The sequence below is a fragment of the Rufibacter tibetensis genome (genome assembly GCF_001310085.1).
Classification (GTDB): Bacteria; Bacteroidota; Bacteroidia; order Cytophagales; family Hymenobacteraceae; genus Nibribacter; species Nibribacter tibetensis.
On record NZ_CP012643.1, the window covers coordinates 2251411 to 2269865 of the forward strand.

An 18455-nucleotide genomic window follows, 5' to 3' on the forward strand; every position below is an offset into this window, starting at 1 on the left:
TTAAAATGCTTTTTAAGATGCTGATTACTGCCTATCTTAGCAAGTACCCTTCAGTTTGTTGCCTGCATTACGCCTAACTTCTCCCTACCTATGACTAAATCTCTGTTGTCTATCTTGTCGCTTGGCCTGTTAGCCGTGATACTGGCGAATGGCTCCTGCACCAGGTCCTCTGCGCCAGCGGCCACTACTTCTGCGCAAAGCAGCTCCACTTCTATTAAGCCCGGAAAAGCTTTAATGACCGGTGCCGACCAGACGGAGAAATATGTGCCGTACCTGAAAGGCAAGAAGGTAGCCATGGTGGTGAACCCGTCTTCAACCATTGGCGGAAAATCCAGTGTGGATAGTCTGTTGGCTTCGGGGATTCAGATTGTGAAGGTATTTGGGCCAGAGCACGGTTTCAGGGGCAACGCCAGCAACGGCGCGAAGGTAGATGATGAGGTAGATGCCAAAACCGGTATTCCGATCATCTCTCTCTACGGCAAAAAGCGGAAGCCCAGCAAAGAAGACTTGACTGGTGTAGACGTTCTCATCTATGACATTCAGGATGTGGGTGTCCGTTTCTACACCAACATTAATACCCTGCGCGATGTGATGGAGTCCTGCGCAGAGCACAACGTTGAACTGATGGTACTGGACCGACCGAACCCCCACGCTTACATGATTGACGGGCCTATCTTGGACATGAAGTACAAATCAGGCATCGGGCAATTTCCTATTCCTATTGCGCACGGCCTTACCGTAGGTGAGTTTGCCCAGATGGTGAACGGCGAGGGCTGGATGGAGAAAGGCCTGAAGTTGAACAAGCTTAATATTATCAAATTGGCCAATTACAACCATGACATGCCGTATGTGCTGCCCGTGAACCCCTCGCCTAACTTGAACACGCCGCAAAGTGTGATGCTGTACCCTAGCCTGTGCTTGTTTGAAGGAACCATCATCAGCCAGGGACGCGGGACACACATGCCTTTTACGGTGTTGGGCGCACCAACCCTGAAAGGCAAATACGACTTCACTTTTACCCCAGTCAGCATCAAAGGCATGAGCGAAACCCCGCTGCACATGAACGAGGTTTGCTACGGCCTTGATTTGCGCAAATATGATGTGGAGCAGCTCCGCAAAAAACGCCAAATCAACTTGAGCTGGATGATAGAACTGTACAAGGCTTACCCGGAGAAAGAGCGGTTCTTTGACTCCTCGTACAGCAAGCAGATGGGTGTGATTGAAAGATTAGCTGGTGTAGCCGATTTCCGGAAACAGATAGAAGCAGGTTGGTCTGAAGAAAGAATCAGAGAAACCTGGGAGCCGGGGCTGAAAGCGTACAAAGAAATGCGCAAGAAGTACCTATTATACCCGTGAGAACCCTAAAGTTAGAATGCTCCTGTTTAGGAGCTGTTTATACCAAAAGAGGCCGGAAATGCTCCGGCCTCTTTTGGTATAAGTTGAAGTAACAGTTCTATGCCCCGATCTTCACCGAAGTCATGGTCAAAGACCCGCCCACCATTTTGTCGTTAAAGAACGAGGTTTCTTCATCCTTGCCTTGTAACCCCAGCGTGTACAGAAGCGGCAGGTAGTGTTCTACCGTTGGGATGGCCATGAGAGCCTCTTTGCCTAGGGTTTGGTAGTTGATGAGCGGCTGGTGATCGCTGTTCAGGATGAGGTCTTTAAACTTCTCATTCATGGTTTGGGTCCAGTCATAGCCGCCCCCATTGATCATGCTCCAGTTCATCATGCGCAGGTTGTGTACCATGTTGCCGCTGCCGGCAATCAACACTCCTTTCTTACGCAGAGCCGTCAGTTCTTTGGCTAAGTCATAGTGGTATTGCGGCCCTTTGGTGTAATCAATGCTGAGTTGCAGCACCGGAACGTTGGCCTCGGGGTACATGTGCCGGATGATGGTCCAGGTGCCATGGTCTAAGCCCCAGTCATGGTCCAGTTCTACCTGCGTGGTAGTAATCAGGGAAGCCGTTACCTTCGCCAAAGCGGCATCGCCGGGCGACGGGTACTGCACCGCAAATAATTCCTTCGGGAAGCCCCCAAAGTCATGGATGGTTTTGGGGAAGTCCATGGCCGTGATTTTGGTTCCCTTGGTAAACCAATGCGCCGATACCACCAGTACCGCTTTAGGCGTGGGAATCTCCTGCGCCATCTTCTTCCAACGCTGGCTGAACTCGTTGTCTTCAATGCCGTTCATAGGCGAGCCGTGCCCTATAAAGAGCACCGGCATGGTATAATCCTGAGGTGTTAAGTCCTCGGTGAATTTTCTGAAAGCGCTTAAAGTAGTCATCGTAATTGCTCCTGCCGCTACGGATTTAATAAAAGTTCTTCTTTCCACGGATGTGTTGTTTTTTAGCGTGAAAAAGGGTGTGAGCCGCTTACTGCAGGTGCCTGTAAAACAACAGGGCTACTACCTCAGGTTCACTCTACAAAGGTCGAGAAGCAGGTGCCCAAAAAGAATAAGGTAGTTTAAGAAATGGCCTGCTGGTACATATCCATGCCTTCAGATTTGATGGTGCTGAAGAACTCGGGCGTGATGCCCAGATATGCCGCAATGTGGTACTGCGGAATGCGCTGGCCTAGGTTCGGGAATTTGAGCAGGAAATCACGGTAGTTCTCGGCGGCTGTCTGTGTCATGCTGGAGAGCATTCGCTTCTTAAATGTGAAGTGGCCGTTTTGGAGCAGTTTTCGGAAAAACAAGTTGAAAACAGGATGCTCTTGCGTGAGGTCTTCAAAGGCGTTGATGTTGATCTGAAAATATTGGGTTTTCTCCAGTGCCTGGATAGAAAGCAGCGCCGGTTTGTTGAACGCCACATCACTGATCCAGTAGCCTTCCACAGCAAACTCCAGGTTCACTTCTTTACCGGCTTTGTCTATGATAAACGACCGTAGACAGCCACGCTGTACAAAATACATGTCATGGTTCTGCTCGCCGGTGCGTAGTAAATACTCTTTCTTCTGTGCCTCGTGCACGGTGCAGATGGCCAGGAACGCCTCCATCTCCTCGGGCGTGAGAGAGACGTGTTGGGCAAGGGCAGCGATGAGGAGGTCTTGAGCCAAAGAGGTTTACATTTGAGTTGCCGTATTTCCTTCTTCCTCACTTGTCATCTTGAAAAAGATCTTGTGGGCGAACGGTAATAACGTTTACGACAGCGCTTTTCTAGTCAGCCACAAGGTCCTTTCAGGATGACAAAAGAGGAAAGCAGATTTTATCTGTGAATTAGTCTCCTTAAGGTACTACCGCCACTCTCCGCAAAACCTCGCTTTGGCGGCTTCAAACTCCTGCCACATCTCGCGCAGGATGTCTCCGGCAGGTTTGATGTCGTTGACAATGGCAGCGGCTTGCCCAATCTCCAGTTCTCCTTCTTCCAGATCGCCTTCGTACATGCCACGTTTGGCTCGGCGGGAGCCTAACAGTTCCACTAACTCCAGGTTAGAAGCGCCTCGGAGTTCAGCAGCTTTCACGTCCTGGTAGAACTTGTTTTTAAGCAGGCGGACGGGTGTGAGTTGCTTTAGAGAAAGTTCAGTGTCTCCCTCTTGGGCTGCTACTACGCGGTCTTTGAAGCTTTGATGCGCGCTTGATTCTATACTGGCCACGAACCGGCTTCCTACCTGCACACCCTCAGCTCCTAAGGCGAGTGCGCCAAAGATACCCGCCCCGTTGGCAATGCCTCCGGCTGCAATCAAGGGTAAATTTACGGCTTGGCGCACCAGCGGAATCAAGCAAAACGTGGTAGTTTCTTCGCGTCCGTTGTGTCCTCCGGCTTCAAATCCTTCGGCCACGATGGCGTCTACTCCGGCTTCTTCGCACTTGCGGGCAAACTTAACGTTGCTCACCACATGCACTACTTTGGAACCCTTGTCCTGTAGCTTCTTCGTCCAGGTTTTCGGGTTACCGGCGGAAGTGACTACAACCGGCACTTTCTCTTCCATGATAATCCTGAAGTGTTCTTCCAGATCTGGGTACAGCAAAGGCACGTTTACGCCAAAGGGTTTGTCTGTGGTCTTTTTACATTTCTGGATATGCTCGCGCAGCACATCGGGGTACATGGAGCCAGCGCCGAGGAGCCCTAGCCCACCAGCGTTGCTCACCGCCGAAGCCAGTTCCCAGCCGCTGCACCAGATCATGCCGGCTTGTATGATAGGGTATTGTATGTTGAAGAGTTGGGTGATTCGGTTTTGCATGAGGAAACTGAAATTTGGGCTTATTCTACTACAAGCCAAGGCGTGTTTAACGCTCCTTGGTATAGTTGAACAGGTATATTTGCACCCACGGGCACTGTTTCATAGAATTCACTTGATACACTAATATCTTCCGGTTCAGTGCGTGGCCCCCATGGTTCCAGGGTGAGGTAATAAGTAGTAGAATTCCCATTGCTGATGTGTTTGTCTGTCACCTGTGCGGTGTAGATTTCTGGAGCGGAGTTGTCTAAAAGCACATTAGCCATTACACTTACGCCATAGCCATAAAAAGCCATCATACAGAAAAAGAGAGCACCCATTCCAATACCCTGTATTTTATTAAACTGGAACTCCTTGGTGGCTGTAGTCAAAAGGAGGAATATCAGAAGCGTTACACCACCAATCCATGGTAGAATAGGACCGTATGAAAAGAGATTGATGTCCGTTAAGGCACGTAAGGCTACCCCTAAACCGGCCAGTAGTATTCCTCCAAATAAAGAAGGGTGGGCACTTTTGTTTTTGGTGTTTAATTTGAAAATGCCCTTGTAGTACAGCATAACTCCTGCCAGTAACAAGGGGTAGATAGCTCCAGCCAATACTGCCGCTTTATAAGGAGTAGGATAGAAAAACAACCAACCCCCAATAGCAAAACTTCCGCCATTTAACCACGAAGCCAGCTTTCTGGTATTTTCTAAGTTAGCTAGCCTTTCTTGCTCTGTTGAGCCCAGTGCCTGATTAGACAACAACTCCTCTTCCTCATATTGGTAGGTGACCTCCTCCAGGTTATGTTTTCTTAACTGAAGCCACTGAATAATTTCCTGGCTCTCTATTCCAATAACTCCAATCTTAATGGTAGGCTTACCTTTCGCCAGCGGATAGACTCTTATGTAGTATTCATCGGCCTCAAAACCTTTAATTTCTGAAATCAGAAGTTCTTTATTGCCAAATACGCTCACTTGCTCTATGCGCCCCTGGCTTAACCGAATTATGCCATAATGCGCCTCCAGCAGTGCATAGACCATTAGAAGTGACAGAGCCAATCCCATAGGAATGAAAATATACTCTGCCCCGGGCGTTATAGTATCATCAATGAAAGGAAGAATACCCAGGAAAATACCGCCAACGATGAAGACTGGGGCAAACAGATAAACAAAAATGCGCCAACCAAGGGACATGCGGTATTCCCGGGTGGTTTGAGCAAGGGCAACAGGGTTCATTTTGGCAAGTAAAGTGTCATGTAATAGGTATCTAGACCGAAGTCCGGAACCGTAAATAGTTACTTTGTAAAGTAGTGCTACGTGGCTTAATGGCTAAAATCAATCTCGGTGCTGTCACCAATGTTGAGGCGCTGGCTGAGGCCTTTCAACGCCGAGTCTGATCCTACTAGTGAGTCTTCCAGCACGGCATAGCCCAGTTCAGCATACCCACCGATAATGGAATTGCGCACAATGGTGTAGTTGAGAATGGCGCTCTCGCCAATGGCCACGTTTGGTCCCACAATGGAGTTGGAGATCTGCACGCCTTTGCCAATGCTTACCGGCGGAATAATGATGGTGTTAGGAAAATCAGGGTACTCCACGCGCTTGAATTCCGGGCGGTTCAGAAGCGTGGCGTTGGCTTGCAGCAGGGTGTCTTTGCGGCCACAGTCAAACCAATGGTCCACGGTGCGGGAGACCATTTTCTCGCCGTTCTGGATCATGTGCATGAGGGCATCAGTGAGGTGGTGCTCGCTCTGTGTCCTGATGTCGTTGGCGACAATGTATTCCAGGGCCTCAGCTAACTTGGCGGGGTGTGCAATCTTGTAGAGGCCCACCAGCGCGAAATTCGATTTAGGGATTTTGGGCTTTTCAATCACTTTGGTGATAAAGCCGCTGTTGTCCATTTCGGCAATGCCAAACATGGTAGGGTTTTTCACCGGTTTTACGGCCAGCATGGTGTGTTCAGAAGAAAAGAACTCCTCCATGTCTACATCCACAATGGTATCGCCCAGCTGGATGAGCACGTTCTTCTCGTGGCGGAACGTCTCACGGGCCCACCACAATGCGTGGCCCAAGCCTTCGCGGGGTTGTTGTACTACAAACTCAGCGTGTATATGTGGGTATTTGCGCTGCACATAATGCATGATTTTCTCGCCCAGATAACCTACTACCAACACAAATTGGGTGACGCCCGCGGCCTGTAACCGTTCAATGATATGACCCAGAATGGCTTTGCCGGCAATAGGAACCAAGGCCTTGGGTTGGGTGTGGGTGTGGGGCCGTAAACGGGCTCCCATACCAGCCACCGGAATAACTGCTTTCATATAAACTAAAAGAAGGCTTTTCACCACAAGCTACGCAATTCTTGTGGTTTTTATATACATACCCTAAACAGGAAATGAGCCCGAAAAGATATCTGGCCTGAAAATGTTTATAGCGTTTTTTGAATATAAGAGTAGAACCTCCCTATCTTTAGCAGGCTACTTCTTTCTAAAGGAGCGAACCACCTGGAAGTATGTTCCAGCTTCATTTTCAGGAAATTGCGTTAAAAACGCACATTTTCGCTTCTGTTACGTATAGAGGTTGCCTATAACTGGTAAATACGGATATTGCCTAACACCCATTCTGAATAAACTACCTCAACTATGAAAAAACTATTGCTTTACCTTGTCGGCTTTGTGATTCTGGCCTCGCAGAGTTCCTGCGGATACAATGATATGGTGCAGAAAGACGAGCAGGTCGCCAGCCAGTGGGCACAAGTGCAGAACTCTTACCAGCGCCGTGCAGACCTGGTGCCTAACCTGGTAAACACCGTGAAAGGAGCCGCCAATTTTGAGAAAACAACGCTTACCGACGTGATTGAGGCCCGCGCCAAGGCTACCAGTGTAAACCTGAATGCTGACCAGCTTACCCCAGAGAACATACAGAAGTTCCAGGCGGCGCAAGGGCAGTTAAGCGGCTCATTATCCAGGTTACTGGCTACCGTAGAAGCTTACCCAGACCTGAAATCAAACCAAAACTTCCTGGAACTGCAGGCCCAGTTGGAAGGCACTGAAAACCGGATATCGGTAGAGCGACAGAAATTCAACTCCACTGTGCAGGATTATAACTCGTACATCAGGGCTTTCCCGCGTAACTTCTTCGCCGGTTGGTTTGGCTTTGAGCGGAAAGGTTACTTTGAAGCAGATGCGGGTGCCCAAAAAGCACCAACGGTCCAGTTCTAAACTGGTAGCACGTAGCAAGACGTTAACTTCTGTTTAGGGGTTGTTTTATATAAACCGCCCCTAAACAGAAGTTCTTATTGACTCAGGACCCATCATTCAAAACTCCCTAGCCATGCCCCGCGACACCATCACAGAAGCAGACGAAGCCATTATAGTGCAGGCCATTCAGGAAGCTGAACGAAACACTTCCGGCGAGGTACGGGTGCACATTGAAGACACCTGTGAAGGCGAGGTATTAGACAGAGCCACCCAGGTGTTTGCGTATCTGCACATGCACAAGACTAAGCTGCGCAACGGAGTCTTGTTCTACGTGGCCATGAAAAGCCATAAGTTTGCCGTCTTAGGCGATGCCGGTATTAACGCCGTAGTACCAAAAGACTTCTGGGTAGAAATCAACAAAGTGGTCATCGCAGATTTCAAAGAAGGCAAGTACGCCGAAGGGCTGCGCAAAGGCATTACCATGGCAGGAGAGCAGCTTAAAAGTTATTTCCCTTACGCCGGGGACCATAAAGATATCAATGAGCTGTCTGATGATATCTCCTTTGGTAGTACCCTTGACGAGAATCAAAAGTAAATGAGAAAATCTATCTGGCTTCTGGGGGTATTGTGGCTTTGGGCAGGACTAGGCATGGCGCAGGATTTTCCGCCGCGTCCTTCTCCGCCGCGTCTGGTCAATGATCTGGCCAACATCCTTTCCCCGGAAGAAGAGCAAGCCCTAGAACAAAAGCTGGTCAATTACGGTGACAGTACCTCCACGCAGATTGCGGTAGTAAACATTACCTCTATTGGGGGCTATGATATCTCAGATTACGCCTTCCGGTTAGCCGAGCAGTGGGGCATTGGCCAGAAAGGCAAAAACAACGGTATTCTTATTCTTACCGCGGTAAATGAACGCCGCGTGTTCATTGCCACCGGCTACGGCATGGAAGGCGTTGTGCCAGACGCTATTGCCAAACGCATCACAGAGTACACCATCAAACCCGAGTACCAGCAGGGCCGCTACTATGCCGGTCTGGACAAAGGCACCAGTTTCATCATTGACGTGGCCAGCGGCGAGTACAAGGCAGACCCTAGACAGCGCCAAGGCGAAGGTAAGGGCGGTATTCCCTTCCTGTGGATTATCATTGGCGTGCTGATTCTTATCTTCATCATCAGCCGTAGAGGCGGAGGTGGCCGGGGTGGACGCGGGGGCATGCGTACCTTGGGCGGACCATTCTTCCCTCCTGTGATCTTCGGAGACTTCTCTGGTGGCCGCGGCATGTTCGGCGGTGGTGGTGGCGGCTTTGGAGGAGGCGGCGGAGGTGGTTTCGGCGGCTTTGGAGGTGGTAGCTTTGGAGGCGGTGGAGCTGGTTCTAGTTGGTAAATAATTGTAAGCTGGAATAAGCTAGCTTTTTAAGAATATAGATAGCGTTTTAAGCCGATCTTTTTAAAGTAGGCTTAAAACGCTTTTTGTTTGTAGGTGTGTTTTGCTAGCGTAGCGGAAGTTTGTTCCTGAGCCCTTATGCTTTGTTGTTTCATCTTCTGCGGTAAGCGCTCACGGCCGCGAGGCCTCGTCTTTCCCTCTCGCACTGCCCTTTCGGCCTGAGAAGTATGTCTCACTTAGTTACCGTCTATCTATGGCCAAAAGCGAGGCGCTCAATGGAAAGACTGGAAATGGGGAAAGTAGCGAAACCCTTTTTGTGATTGAGTGTCTGAAAACACTAGTAGCTTAAAAAGCTATAAAACAGAGAAGCCGATCTGGTTAGATCGGCTTCTCTGTTTTATGTGAATGAACAAGCAAGATTAGGCGTTGCGGTTCATGCAGTTCAGGTCTTGGAAAGCTTCTTTCAGGCGGGTCACAAAGGTCTCTTCGCCGGCGCGTAACCATACGCGTGGGTCGTAGTACTTCTTGTTAGGGCTGTCTTCGCCGGTTGGGTTCCCGATCTGGGCCTGAAGATAATCTCTCTTGCCTTCGTAGTAGTTTTTGATACCATCCCAGAACGCCCACTGCATGTCAGTGTCAATGTTCATTTTGATGGCACCGTACTCTATAGCCTCGGTGATTTTCTCTTTCTCAGAACCGGAGCCACCGTGGAATACGAAGTAAACCGGGTTTTCCTGGGTCCCAAATTTCTCCTGGATGTACACCTGAGAATTTTTAAGAATTTCAGGACGAAGCTCTACGTTGCCTGGCTTGTACACGCCATGGACGTTTCCGAAAGCTGCTGCCACGGTAAACCTGTGGCTGACTTTGTTTAGCTCCTCGTAGGCATAGGCTACGTGCTCAGGCTGGGTGTATAAGTGAGCGCTGTCAATATCTGAGTTGTCAACGCCGTCTTCTTCACCACCGGTAACACCTAATTCAATTTCAACGGTCATGCCCATTTTAGACATACGCTCCAGGTATCTTGCAGAAATTTCAATGTTTTCTTCCAGAGGCTCCTCAGAAAGGTCCAGCATGTGAGAGCTGAACAAAGGCTTGCCGGTTTGCGCGTAGAATTTCTCGCCGGCATCCAGAAGACCGTCAATCCAAGGCAATAATTTTTTTGCGGCGTGGTCAGTGTGAAGAACAACGGTAACACCGTAAGCCTCGGCTAATTGGTGTACGTGGTGGGCACCAGAGATTGCACCAGCTATAGAAGCCGCTTGTCCCTCGTTGCTCAGGCCTTTGCCTGCGTAGAACTGCGCGCCACCTTGTGAGAATTGAATGATTACAGGAGAATTTACCGCCTTAGCAGTCTCAAGTACCGCATTAATGGAATTGGTACCGATCACGTTTACCGCTGGCAGGGCAAAGTTATTTTCGTTAGCGTACTTGAATAAGTCCTGCACTTCGTCTCCGTACAGAACCCCAGATCTAAATTTAGGCATGGATTAGCTAGGTTTGGTCTATAAGCAAAACTAACCAAATAATTGGTTAGTTCTAAAGATTCTTGCTACCAGTGCCGTTCTGGGATGTTTTGCTGAAAACAAGCTTGAAACGAGATCGGCATAGACACTCGTAGGACCTACGGACACTACGAAGTCTTTTGAGCAGGCGAAATTGTGTTGAATGCTGAACAGCAATGCGTAGATCTGCAGATGTAAACATACCTCTTCGCCCCCCTTCAAAGGGGGGTATCAGCTATCGTAGTTGAGGCTTTTGCCTCACTGCAGTTGCAAACTGCAGGTCATGGTAGGTCCAAGTCACAGACTTGAACCATGTTTTTCTGTATGGGTTTCTGAACAATGTTTTTGAGAGGGCAACTTTGAGCCATGGTTTCCGAAAACGCATATCCGTTTCCAGCCTTTCGTCTGAGCGCCTAGAGGTCTGCGGTGGCGGGCAGAGCCCGGCAGCCAAGGCTTTAGCCGAAGGCAGCGGAACTCACAGCGCGAGGGCGGAAGGCGGGGCCTCGCGGCCGTGAGCGCTTACCGCTAAAGATGAAACCACAAAGCCCATGCGCCACCGCCAAAGTCAGCCTATCTAAAGGGAAAGCAAAAGGCGTGCACCACGCATCAATCATAAGCAGGCTAGATCAAAAATCATAAGCAAGCTCCATCAAAGCTTCCTGCTGCATTCAAAAGAAGCAAAAAGTCAATTTCATTTCGCCCTTAATTCTGCTAAAACAAGCCCAAAACCAATCCTCAAACTTTATTTGCGTACCGCAGTTATATAAAACACACCATTGCATCGCGGCAGCTTTGCCCGTACCTTCGTTTTCTATGAGTACACCAGACAAACGCCTGTTTCTGCTAGACGCCATGGCGCTCATTTACCGCGCCCACTTCGCGTTCAGCAAGAACCCCAGAATCAACTCCAAAGGCATGAATACCGGGGCTGCCCTGGGTTTCACCAACACCTTGGTAGACCTGCTTAACCGCGAAAAGCCTACCCACATAGGAGTGTGCTACGATGCACCCTCCAAGACCTTCCGCCATGATTCCTTTGTGGAATACAAGGCCAACCGTCAGGCCATGCCCGAGGATATCTCTATCGCTATTCCGTACGTGAAGAAGATTGTAGAGGCGTTTGGCATACCCGGCATGATGATGGACGGGTTTGAGGCCGATGACATTATTGGCACGCTGTCTTGCAAAGCCGAAAAGGCCGGGTACGATGTCTTCATGATGACGCCCGACAAAGACTACTATCAACTGGTCACCGACCATGTGTTTGTCTACAAACCAGCGTTTCTGGGCAATGCCATTGAAATCATTGACAAACCCAAAGTGCTCGAGCGCTGGGAGATTGAGAACGTAAAGCAGGTCATTGACATTTTGGGCTTACAAGGCGATGCCGTGGACAACATTCCGGGAATACCTGGTATTGGGGAAAAGACCGCTAAAACGCTGATTCAACGCTTCGGCTCCGTAGAGAACCTGATTGCCAACGCCCATGAGCTCAAAGGCAAGCAGAAAGAGAACGTAGTGAACTTCGCCGAGCAGGGCCTCATGTCCAAAGAACTAGCGACCATTCACCTGGATGTACCCATTGACTTTGACGAGGAAGGCCTGCGCTATGATGGTCCGGACACGGAGAAACTGGCGGCCTTATTTGATGAACTAGAGTTCCGGCAGCTGGCTACCCGCGTGTTAGGCACTGCCTCGCCGGCGGTTCCGAAGCCCGTAAGCAACAAACCAACTGTGGGCAAAGGCTTCAAATCGGATAAGCCCATGGGGCAAACATCCCTATTTGAGATGCCGGCCGGTGAAACTGTAGCTCCTGAAGAAGGGGCAGATGCTACTGCTGCTGGCGATGACTACGCACCGCGCACCCGCAAAACCATAGACACCACGCTGCACGAATACCACCTGCTCACTACCCCTGAGCAACGGCAGCAACTGCTCAAATACCTGAAGCAACAGAAAGAGGTTTCCTTTGACACGGAGACCACCAGCATTGATGCCATCACCGCCCGTTTGGTAGGGATTTCGTTCTGCTATATGCCCGGTGAGGCTTACTACATTCCGGTTCCGCCCAAAGATGAAGATGCCGCCCGTGAAATTGTGCAGGAGTTCAAGGAAGTGCTGGAAAGCCCCGCTATCACCAAAACCGGGCAGAACATCAAGTATGACCTGGTAGTGCTGCAGCGCTACGGCATTGATGTGCAGGGACCGCTGTATGACACCATGCTGGCCCACTACCTCTTGGAGCCGGACATGCGCCACAACATGGATCTGCTAGCCGAGACGTACCTGCACTACACGCCCATTTCCATTGAGACGCTGCTGGGCAAAGGCAAAAACCAGCTTACCATGGACAAGCTTCCGGCGCTGCAGATCTACGAGTACGCCTGTGAAGACGCCGACATCACGCTTCAGCTTAAAAACTATTTTGATCCTCTTTTAGAGAAACAAGGCCTGAAACGCCTGTTCAATGATGTGGAAAACCCGCTCCTGCGCGTGTTGGGCCATATGGAACGCGAGGGTGTAAGCATTGACGCCGATGCTCTGGCCGAGTCATCCATTGTGCTGCAAACCAGCATTCAGGAAATGGAGCAGAAGATCTTCAACCTGGCGGGTATGGAATTCAACATCGGGTCTCCCAAACAGTTGGGTGAGGTGCTGTTTGACCGCATGGGTCTGGGCGGAAGCAAGATCAAGAAAACCAAAACGGGTCAGTACGCGACCGGCGAGGAGATTCTGTCTAAGCTGGCCTTTGAGCACGAAATTGTGCAGCTCATCCTGGATCATCGGCAGTTGACCAAACTGAAGAGCACGTACGTAGATGCGCTGCCAGCTTTGGTGTGCAATGAGGATAATCGTCTGCATACGTCGTACAACCAGGCCGTAGCCGCTACCGGTCGTCTGAGCTCCACCAATCCGAACCTGCAGAACATCCCTATTAGAACAGAGAAGGGCCGCGAGATACGGAAAGCGTTTGTGCCGAGAGACGAAAACCACGTGTTGCTCTCCGCTGACTACTCGCAGATTGAGCTGAGGATCATGGCGCACTTCAGCAATGACGCTACCATGAAAGAAGCTTTCCAAAAGGGGTTGGACATTCACGCTTCAACCGCGGCCAAGGTGTTCCACGTGCCCGTAGACCAGGTTGATTCTGACATGCGCCGCAAGGCCAAGACCATCAACTTTGGCATTATCTACGGTATCTCCGCCTTCGGTTTGGCAGAGCGTTTAGCTATTCCGCGCCGCGAGGCCGCCGAGATCATTGAAGCCTATTTCCAGGAGTTCCCGGCCGTGAAAGAGTACATGGACAGCGCCATCAACCAGGCCCGTGACCAGGAGTTTGTGGAGACCTTATTGGGTCGCCGCCGCTACTTGCGCGACATCAATTCCCGTAACCAGAACATCAGAGGCTACGCCGAGCGAAACGCCATCAACGCGCCTATTCAGGGAACCGCAGCCGATATCATCAAGATTGCCATGATCAACATTGACCAGTGGCTGCGTGAAGAGAAACTGGCCAGCCGCATGATTCTGCAGGTGCATGATGAATTGGTGTTTGACGTGCTAAAAGAAGAACTGCCCGTAGTACAGCCCAAGATTGAGGAACTCATGAAGAACGCCTTCCCGCTGAGTGTACCTATGGAAGTAGGCTTAGGCACGGGTGAAAACTGGTTGCAGGCACACTAAGCATTTTGCGGCTGATTTTCTGTAAATAGGCCTGAAATAAAATTCATATAAATAGAAAAGGGAGCTTACGGGCTCCCTTTTCTATTTATATGGTCAAGCTAATTTATTCAGCAGAAAATGTGATGGTTTCTGTTACTTTCACCTTGTTGATAGTAGCAGTGCTCACTATTTTAAAGGTGTTTTTATCAAGCTTATCTATGGTGTAAGTTGATTCTTCTTCGCCTTTTAATTGACCCATAATTGAAAGCGGAAAATCCCAGGTGATTTTTTCATCTTTAACATCATAAGAGCCGTCAAATTCAGAGGAACCGTTGCTTTCTGTGGTTAGGTAATACTCTCCTTCACCATCAAAGGAGGCAAAGATGTCTCCGCCGTAATCTTCTTCAATGGCATCGTAGTCTTCCTGGCCGGTAGCTGTCACAATGTGGCCTGTCACTTTCCATTCGTTTTTCTCTAATTGGCTAACATCAATTCTTGGAGTTACTTCACCGTCTTTGTCCTTGTCTTTGTCGCAGGAAGTGAAAACAAGAACGAAGGCTGCTAAAATGGTCAGTAAATAAGATTTTTTTAACATGATTGTAAATGAATAAAATGAAACAAAAGTAGTTTGAGGTTATAATTAGGTTTGATATTCACTCTTAATTATGCTTCGGGAATAAGCCTTTTATCTGCTTTAATTACTTAGGCAATGCCTTGTATTTTCATTCTTTGGCATTGTGCAGTTAGAAGGTTATTTCCGTTTTCTGTAGTTATGACCGAACCATTATAGATTACCCCTAAAGAAGATTCCGGGCAAAAGGCCACATACTACCCGAAGCCGGAATATGGGTGAGTGAAACCGGAACACTCAGGATGGAAATGGAATATTTTTTTTTGGCTTAATTTTTAAAAACCAGCACCAAAGAAGAAGAGGTTGAGTGAAAGAAGGCTCTGAGGAAAATGATTTTGTCTTCCAGAGGTAATAGGCTGGGGCAAGGGCACATAGAACAGGTGGTGCCTAGACCTGTAAACAGAAAGGCCTGCCCTACTACTTGGGAGTGTAGTAGGGCAGGCCTTTCATGAAAAGAGGCTTAAAACAGAAGAGAGCGAAACCGTCTCTTCTGTTTTAAGCCTCTTTCAGGATATGAGACTATGATAGTACTTACATGGTCTCCATGGTTACAGTGCCATTGATAGGGAAGCCCTGTACAGATTGTGAAAAATTAGCTGTAAGCGAAGTGCTGGTAAGTTCTGTTACTGTCAGTTCCAAGTCATCCTCTGGAAGTCCATATGCCTCTCCAATGCCCCGTAAAGTAAGGATATTCCCTTTTAATGTCCAGGAACCATTTCGCCGCTGCGGGTCAGATGAACGGCATTTGGTGGCGCCTTCATCTATAATGAGCTCTTCATCGTCTTCAAATTCAACAAAATTGTCGCGCTGGCAATCTTCCATATCAGCGTAGAAATCATAGTCGCCAATAGGAGTAGAGGCGTCCAAAGCAGTAATCTGCCAGCGCTTGTTCTTCAGCATATCTTCCTGAGAAGGATCATCATCGTCGCTGCTACAGCCATTGAAGACAAGGGCGCAGCAGAATAGGAGAAGTAGAAGAGGATAGTTTTTCATAAGAATCAAGTTCAGATTTTAAGATAGGGTGTATACGAATTTATCTAATGGATGACTTAAAAGGGAAAAAAATCATCAGGAATTGAAAAGCCAGATGATACACAAAAAGACCAGCCATTACAGCTGGTCTTTTTGGCCTGAAAAATGAGGTAAAATTACGGGAATAGAACTGCTCTGAACTGAGTCACATCAATGGTTGGAATGGTTGAGCCGTACTTAGCATTGATAGCCCGGATCATTTCGTTTGCAACGATGGCGTTTCCGCGGGGAGTTAGGTGCACCCCGTCAAGAGAGAACAGGTTGCCTGTTATAAACGCAGGAGAGTGGAAAACACCGTTCACAGTTAAACCAGATTGAATGTTGTTGAAAAATTCAAACACATCAAACAAAGCTAAGTCGTTGGCCTGCGCCTGGGCTCTTATGGTAGCATTATAGGCAGTAGTAGCAGCCTGCACATCGGCTTGCTCATCTGCATCTAAGATTAAAGCGCTGGGTAACGGGTTCTCTGCGCTTACCCCAAAGGCTTTGGTAGTATCTAGCTGATAATTCTGCAAGTATCTTCTGATTTCCTGGTTCATGGCAGCAGCGTCGTTCGGGAACTTCGCTCTTGCCTGATCACGCCAGAATCTGCCGGTAGGCTGACCTATCAGAGTCAGATATGGAGTAGAAGTAAGGGTAAATAAAGTATTGCCAGTGGTGCCCACCCTAATGTCATCACGCGGGATCACTTTACGGGCAGCTCCGCTTTTGGTAAGGGCAACTACTGCGGTAACCGCTGAGGGTAAACCTGCCTTAAATACAGGCCCTACTGTAGTAAAAAACGGTATTGAGCGTACATCTGGAATAGTAGCTACAATGCCTTTTGCCGCTTTGTTTCTGGATAAACCAGCCACTAGCTGTGTGTAAATGGCATTAAATTGAGCCGTTGGAGTGATAATGCCAAATGGATTGGCTGGGTCTACCACGCCTCCGCTGGTAGCATAGGCAAGTACGTCATTGTTCCCTAGCCACACGGAAAAGAAGGTAGGCTGCGTGGCCACTACTTTCTGGATGTAACTTACCTGGCCAACTTCATTGTCTGGCAACAAGCGCTCAAAGTAGGGGTTTACACCTCCGTACAGCGGAGTGGCACTCGCTAAGACAGAGATACCAGGTACTCCCCAGTTCTGGATAGCTCCAGCATGCTTAGTCAGGCGTGGGCCACCAGGCAAAGGAGCGACATCTGTTCTAACGGCTAAGTTGGTAGTCACTGGAGCAAGGATGGGAGCACCAGTAGAGGTAAAGCCACCCAGGCGTAAGTAACCAGAGCCATTTGCCTGCGCCTGCGTGAACAGAGGTTGCGGGAAGGCGCCACCACCTACGTAGCTGAACTGGTTGGCCAGAATATTAGGGTAAGACAGAATCTGTCCTTCTAAGTACAAGCCATTGTCCTGGTACCCGGCAGTAAGGGAGTTTCCAACAGCTACATACTTGCTTAAATCCAACGGCCCTTGGCTTACAACAACGTCTTCTTCAAATTCAGGATCACAGCCAGTAAAAAGGAAAGCGCTGGAAAGGAGAGCCGCAGCACCTAATCTATAGAATATGTTCTTCATGATACCTTAGAAATTAAAACTTGTAATTGATGCCAACACCCGGAATGTAGGCTACTGATTTGAATGTACCAGCTACGCCACCAGACAGGTTAGCTGCGTCTGTGCGTTCTTTTTTGTTGATGTACAGGAAAGAAGCGTCAAGGTCTACCTTTTCGCTCAGGGCTAGGGTTAAACCGGCAGATACGCCTCTTGAGTCAGCGTCTGGGGTTTCTGGAGTGAGGTAACCGGCCTGTACCGGAGATTTGTCATAATAGGCACCAGCGCGTAAGGTTAAGATATCAGAAAGCTGGTACTGCGCTCCAACCCGGTAAATGAACACGTCTTCATAGTTGCGGGAACCTTCGGTAAAGTTCTCTCCCCGTACGGGAGCATTGTAGTCAAAGCGCAATGATTTGTAAGCGCTCCATTGTACACGCTGCACATCAACGGCAATGGTAAGAGCCTCGGTGGGTTTAAACCCGATCCCTAGGGTGATGTTGGCCGGTAACGGAAGTTTGGCGTCAAACTTAGTTGCCTGAAACTGGCTTGTCACCACTGGTGAGTTTGGAAGGCTGAAGGTCACATCACCACCTTCTATTTCCATTTCTACCTTGGAGCGGTAGGTAAGGCCAAAGGAAAGCTTTTCAGAAGGTTTGAAGTACACGCCCAGGTTGTATCCAAAGCCGCTTGTCGCTCCGTCCAGTTCCACGCCGCTCTCAAAATAGTTTGCATTTTGCAACGGAATACTTCTTTGCAGGTTCACATTGCCTATAGCGTACACGAAACCGGCTCCAAAACCCAGCTTGTCTGAAATACGGTAGCTGATAGTAGGCTGTATGAAAATGGTCTTCAGCGTCAATTCATTTAACCCAAAACGTCCTTGCCAGTTTCTTCCCCAGTTCACCGAAGAACCATAGGGCGTGTACACGCCAATACCGTAACGGAGCGGGCTCTCCTCTTTTCCAAAAGAGGCATACACCTGAAACGGAGTACTGATGGGGTTGTCTGTCATGGCTTCTGAGAAGCCCGGAGAAGGTTCTCTGTAAGCTATTTTCGCACTCAAAGCGCTTACCCCTAACTGGATTCCATTTTGCCGAAGATGAGCCAAAGCGCCTGGGTTGAAAAAGATACTGCTGTGGTCCAAGGCCAGACCTGTACCCGTATGCCCCATTCCTATCTGCTTTTGCCCTTGAAGGTTGGCCTGAAAGCCCCCCGCTTGGGCAACGCCTGCTGTAAGCATAGCACTACCCAGAAAGGCCAAAAATTTACTTTTCATGCGATTATTCATTAAAAATGGCTGGATTTATTTCTTATAGATTTGATAATCAAATATAAAAGAATTGCTCAG

At 49.0% G+C, this 18455-nt stretch carries 15 protein-coding genes; 5 read left to right on the forward strand and 10 right to left on the reverse strand.

Annotation, left to right across the window (positions count from 1 at the left end):
* Positions 1 to 90 precede the first annotated feature (90 nt).
* Entirely contained in the window at positions 91 to 1356 is a 1266-nt protein-coding gene (locus tag DC20_RS09010) for an exo-beta-N-acetylmuramidase NamZ family protein (RefSeq protein WP_062543528.1), read from the forward strand.
* 97 nt (positions 1357 to 1453) lie between these two features.
* On the opposite strand, the gene ygiD is transcribed toward DC20_RS09010, so the two are convergent.
* The 5 genes from ygiD to DC20_RS09035 all read right to left on the reverse strand — a co-directional run bounded on the left by ygiD (position 1454) and on the right by DC20_RS09035 (position 6478).
* Positions 1454 to 2284 (reverse strand): 4,5-DOPA-extradiol-dioxygenase, encoded by an 831-nt coding sequence (gene ygiD / locus DC20_RS09015; RefSeq protein WP_062543529.1) that lies wholly within the window; start codon positions 2282 to 2284, stop codon positions 1454 to 1456.
* 179 nt (positions 2285 to 2463) lie between these two features.
* Positions 2464 to 3054, reverse strand: a complete 591-nt coding sequence (locus tag DC20_RS09020; protein ID WP_062543530.1) for a Crp/Fnr family transcriptional regulator — start codon at positions 3052 to 3054, stop codon at positions 2464 to 2466.
* A gap of 177 nt (positions 3055 to 3231) precedes the next feature.
* Positions 3232 to 4179, reverse strand: a complete 948-nt coding sequence (locus DC20_RS09025; protein WP_062543531.1) for an NAD(P)H-dependent flavin oxidoreductase — start codon at positions 4177 to 4179, stop codon at positions 3232 to 3234.
* 20 nt (positions 4180 to 4199) lie between these two features.
* Positions 4200 to 5393: a hypothetical protein gene (locus DC20_RS09030; protein ID WP_062543532.1), complete on the reverse strand. Its 1194-nt coding sequence runs from the start codon at positions 5391 to 5393 to the stop codon at positions 4200 to 4202.
* Between the two features lie 86 nt (positions 5394 to 5479).
* A complete protein-coding gene (locus tag DC20_RS09035; RefSeq protein WP_062543533.1) occupies positions 5480 to 6478 on the reverse strand; it encodes a sugar phosphate nucleotidyltransferase in 999 nt (332 codons plus the stop codon).
* A 321-nt stretch (positions 6479 to 6799) separates the two neighbouring features.
* Here DC20_RS09035 and DC20_RS09040 point away from each other — a divergent pair, with 321 nt between their 5' ends.
* The 3 genes from DC20_RS09040 (at position 6800) to DC20_RS09050 (ending at position 8741) form a co-directional block, all read left to right on the forward strand.
* Positions 6800 to 7378: a LemA family protein gene (locus tag DC20_RS09040; protein ID WP_062543534.1), complete on the forward strand. Its 579-nt coding sequence runs from the start codon at positions 6800 to 6802 to the stop codon at positions 7376 to 7378.
* Between the two features lie 112 nt (positions 7379 to 7490).
* Positions 7491 to 7952: a TPM domain-containing protein gene (locus DC20_RS09045; RefSeq protein WP_062543535.1), complete on the forward strand. Its 462-nt coding sequence runs from the start codon at positions 7491 to 7493 to the stop codon at positions 7950 to 7952.
* Entirely contained in the window at positions 7953 to 8741 is a 789-nt protein-coding gene (locus DC20_RS09050) for a TPM domain-containing protein (RefSeq protein ID WP_062543536.1), read from the forward strand.
* Between the two features lie 419 nt (positions 8742 to 9160).
* Here the strand turns inward: DC20_RS09050 and fbaA are convergent, their stop codons facing one another.
* Complete coding sequence (gene fbaA, locus DC20_RS09055; RefSeq protein WP_062543537.1) at positions 9161 to 10228, reverse strand: class II fructose-bisphosphate aldolase; 1068 nt, start codon at positions 10226 to 10228, stop codon at positions 9161 to 9163.
* 831 nt (positions 10229 to 11059) lie between these two features.
* Here fbaA and polA point away from each other — a divergent pair.
* On the forward strand, positions 11060 to 13930 hold the full coding sequence (gene polA / locus DC20_RS09060) for a DNA polymerase I (protein ID WP_062543538.1): 2871 nt from the start codon (positions 11060 to 11062) through the stop codon (positions 13928 to 13930).
* 103 nt (positions 13931 to 14033) lie between these two features.
* On the opposite strand, the gene DC20_RS09065 is transcribed toward polA, so the two are convergent.
* From DC20_RS09065 to DC20_RS09080, 4 genes are all read right to left on the reverse strand, one after another.
* Complete coding sequence (locus DC20_RS09065; protein WP_062543539.1) at positions 14034 to 14504, reverse strand: hypothetical protein; 471 nt, start codon at positions 14502 to 14504, stop codon at positions 14034 to 14036.
* Between the two features lie 567 nt (positions 14505 to 15071).
* Positions 15072 to 15533, reverse strand: coding sequence for a lipocalin family protein (locus DC20_RS09070; RefSeq protein WP_062543540.1), 462 nt, complete (start codon positions 15531 to 15533; stop codon positions 15072 to 15074).
* Between the two features lie 155 nt (positions 15534 to 15688).
* Positions 15689 to 17128, reverse strand: coding sequence for an SGNH/GDSL hydrolase family protein (locus tag DC20_RS09075; RefSeq protein WP_062543541.1), 1440 nt, complete (start codon positions 17126 to 17128; stop codon positions 15689 to 15691).
* 13 nt (positions 17129 to 17141) lie between these two features.
* Positions 17142 to 18383, reverse strand: a complete 1242-nt coding sequence (locus DC20_RS09080) for an OmpP1/FadL family transporter (RefSeq protein WP_062543542.1) — start codon at positions 18381 to 18383, stop codon at positions 17142 to 17144.
* Between the last annotated feature and the right edge of the window lie 72 nt (positions 18384 to 18455).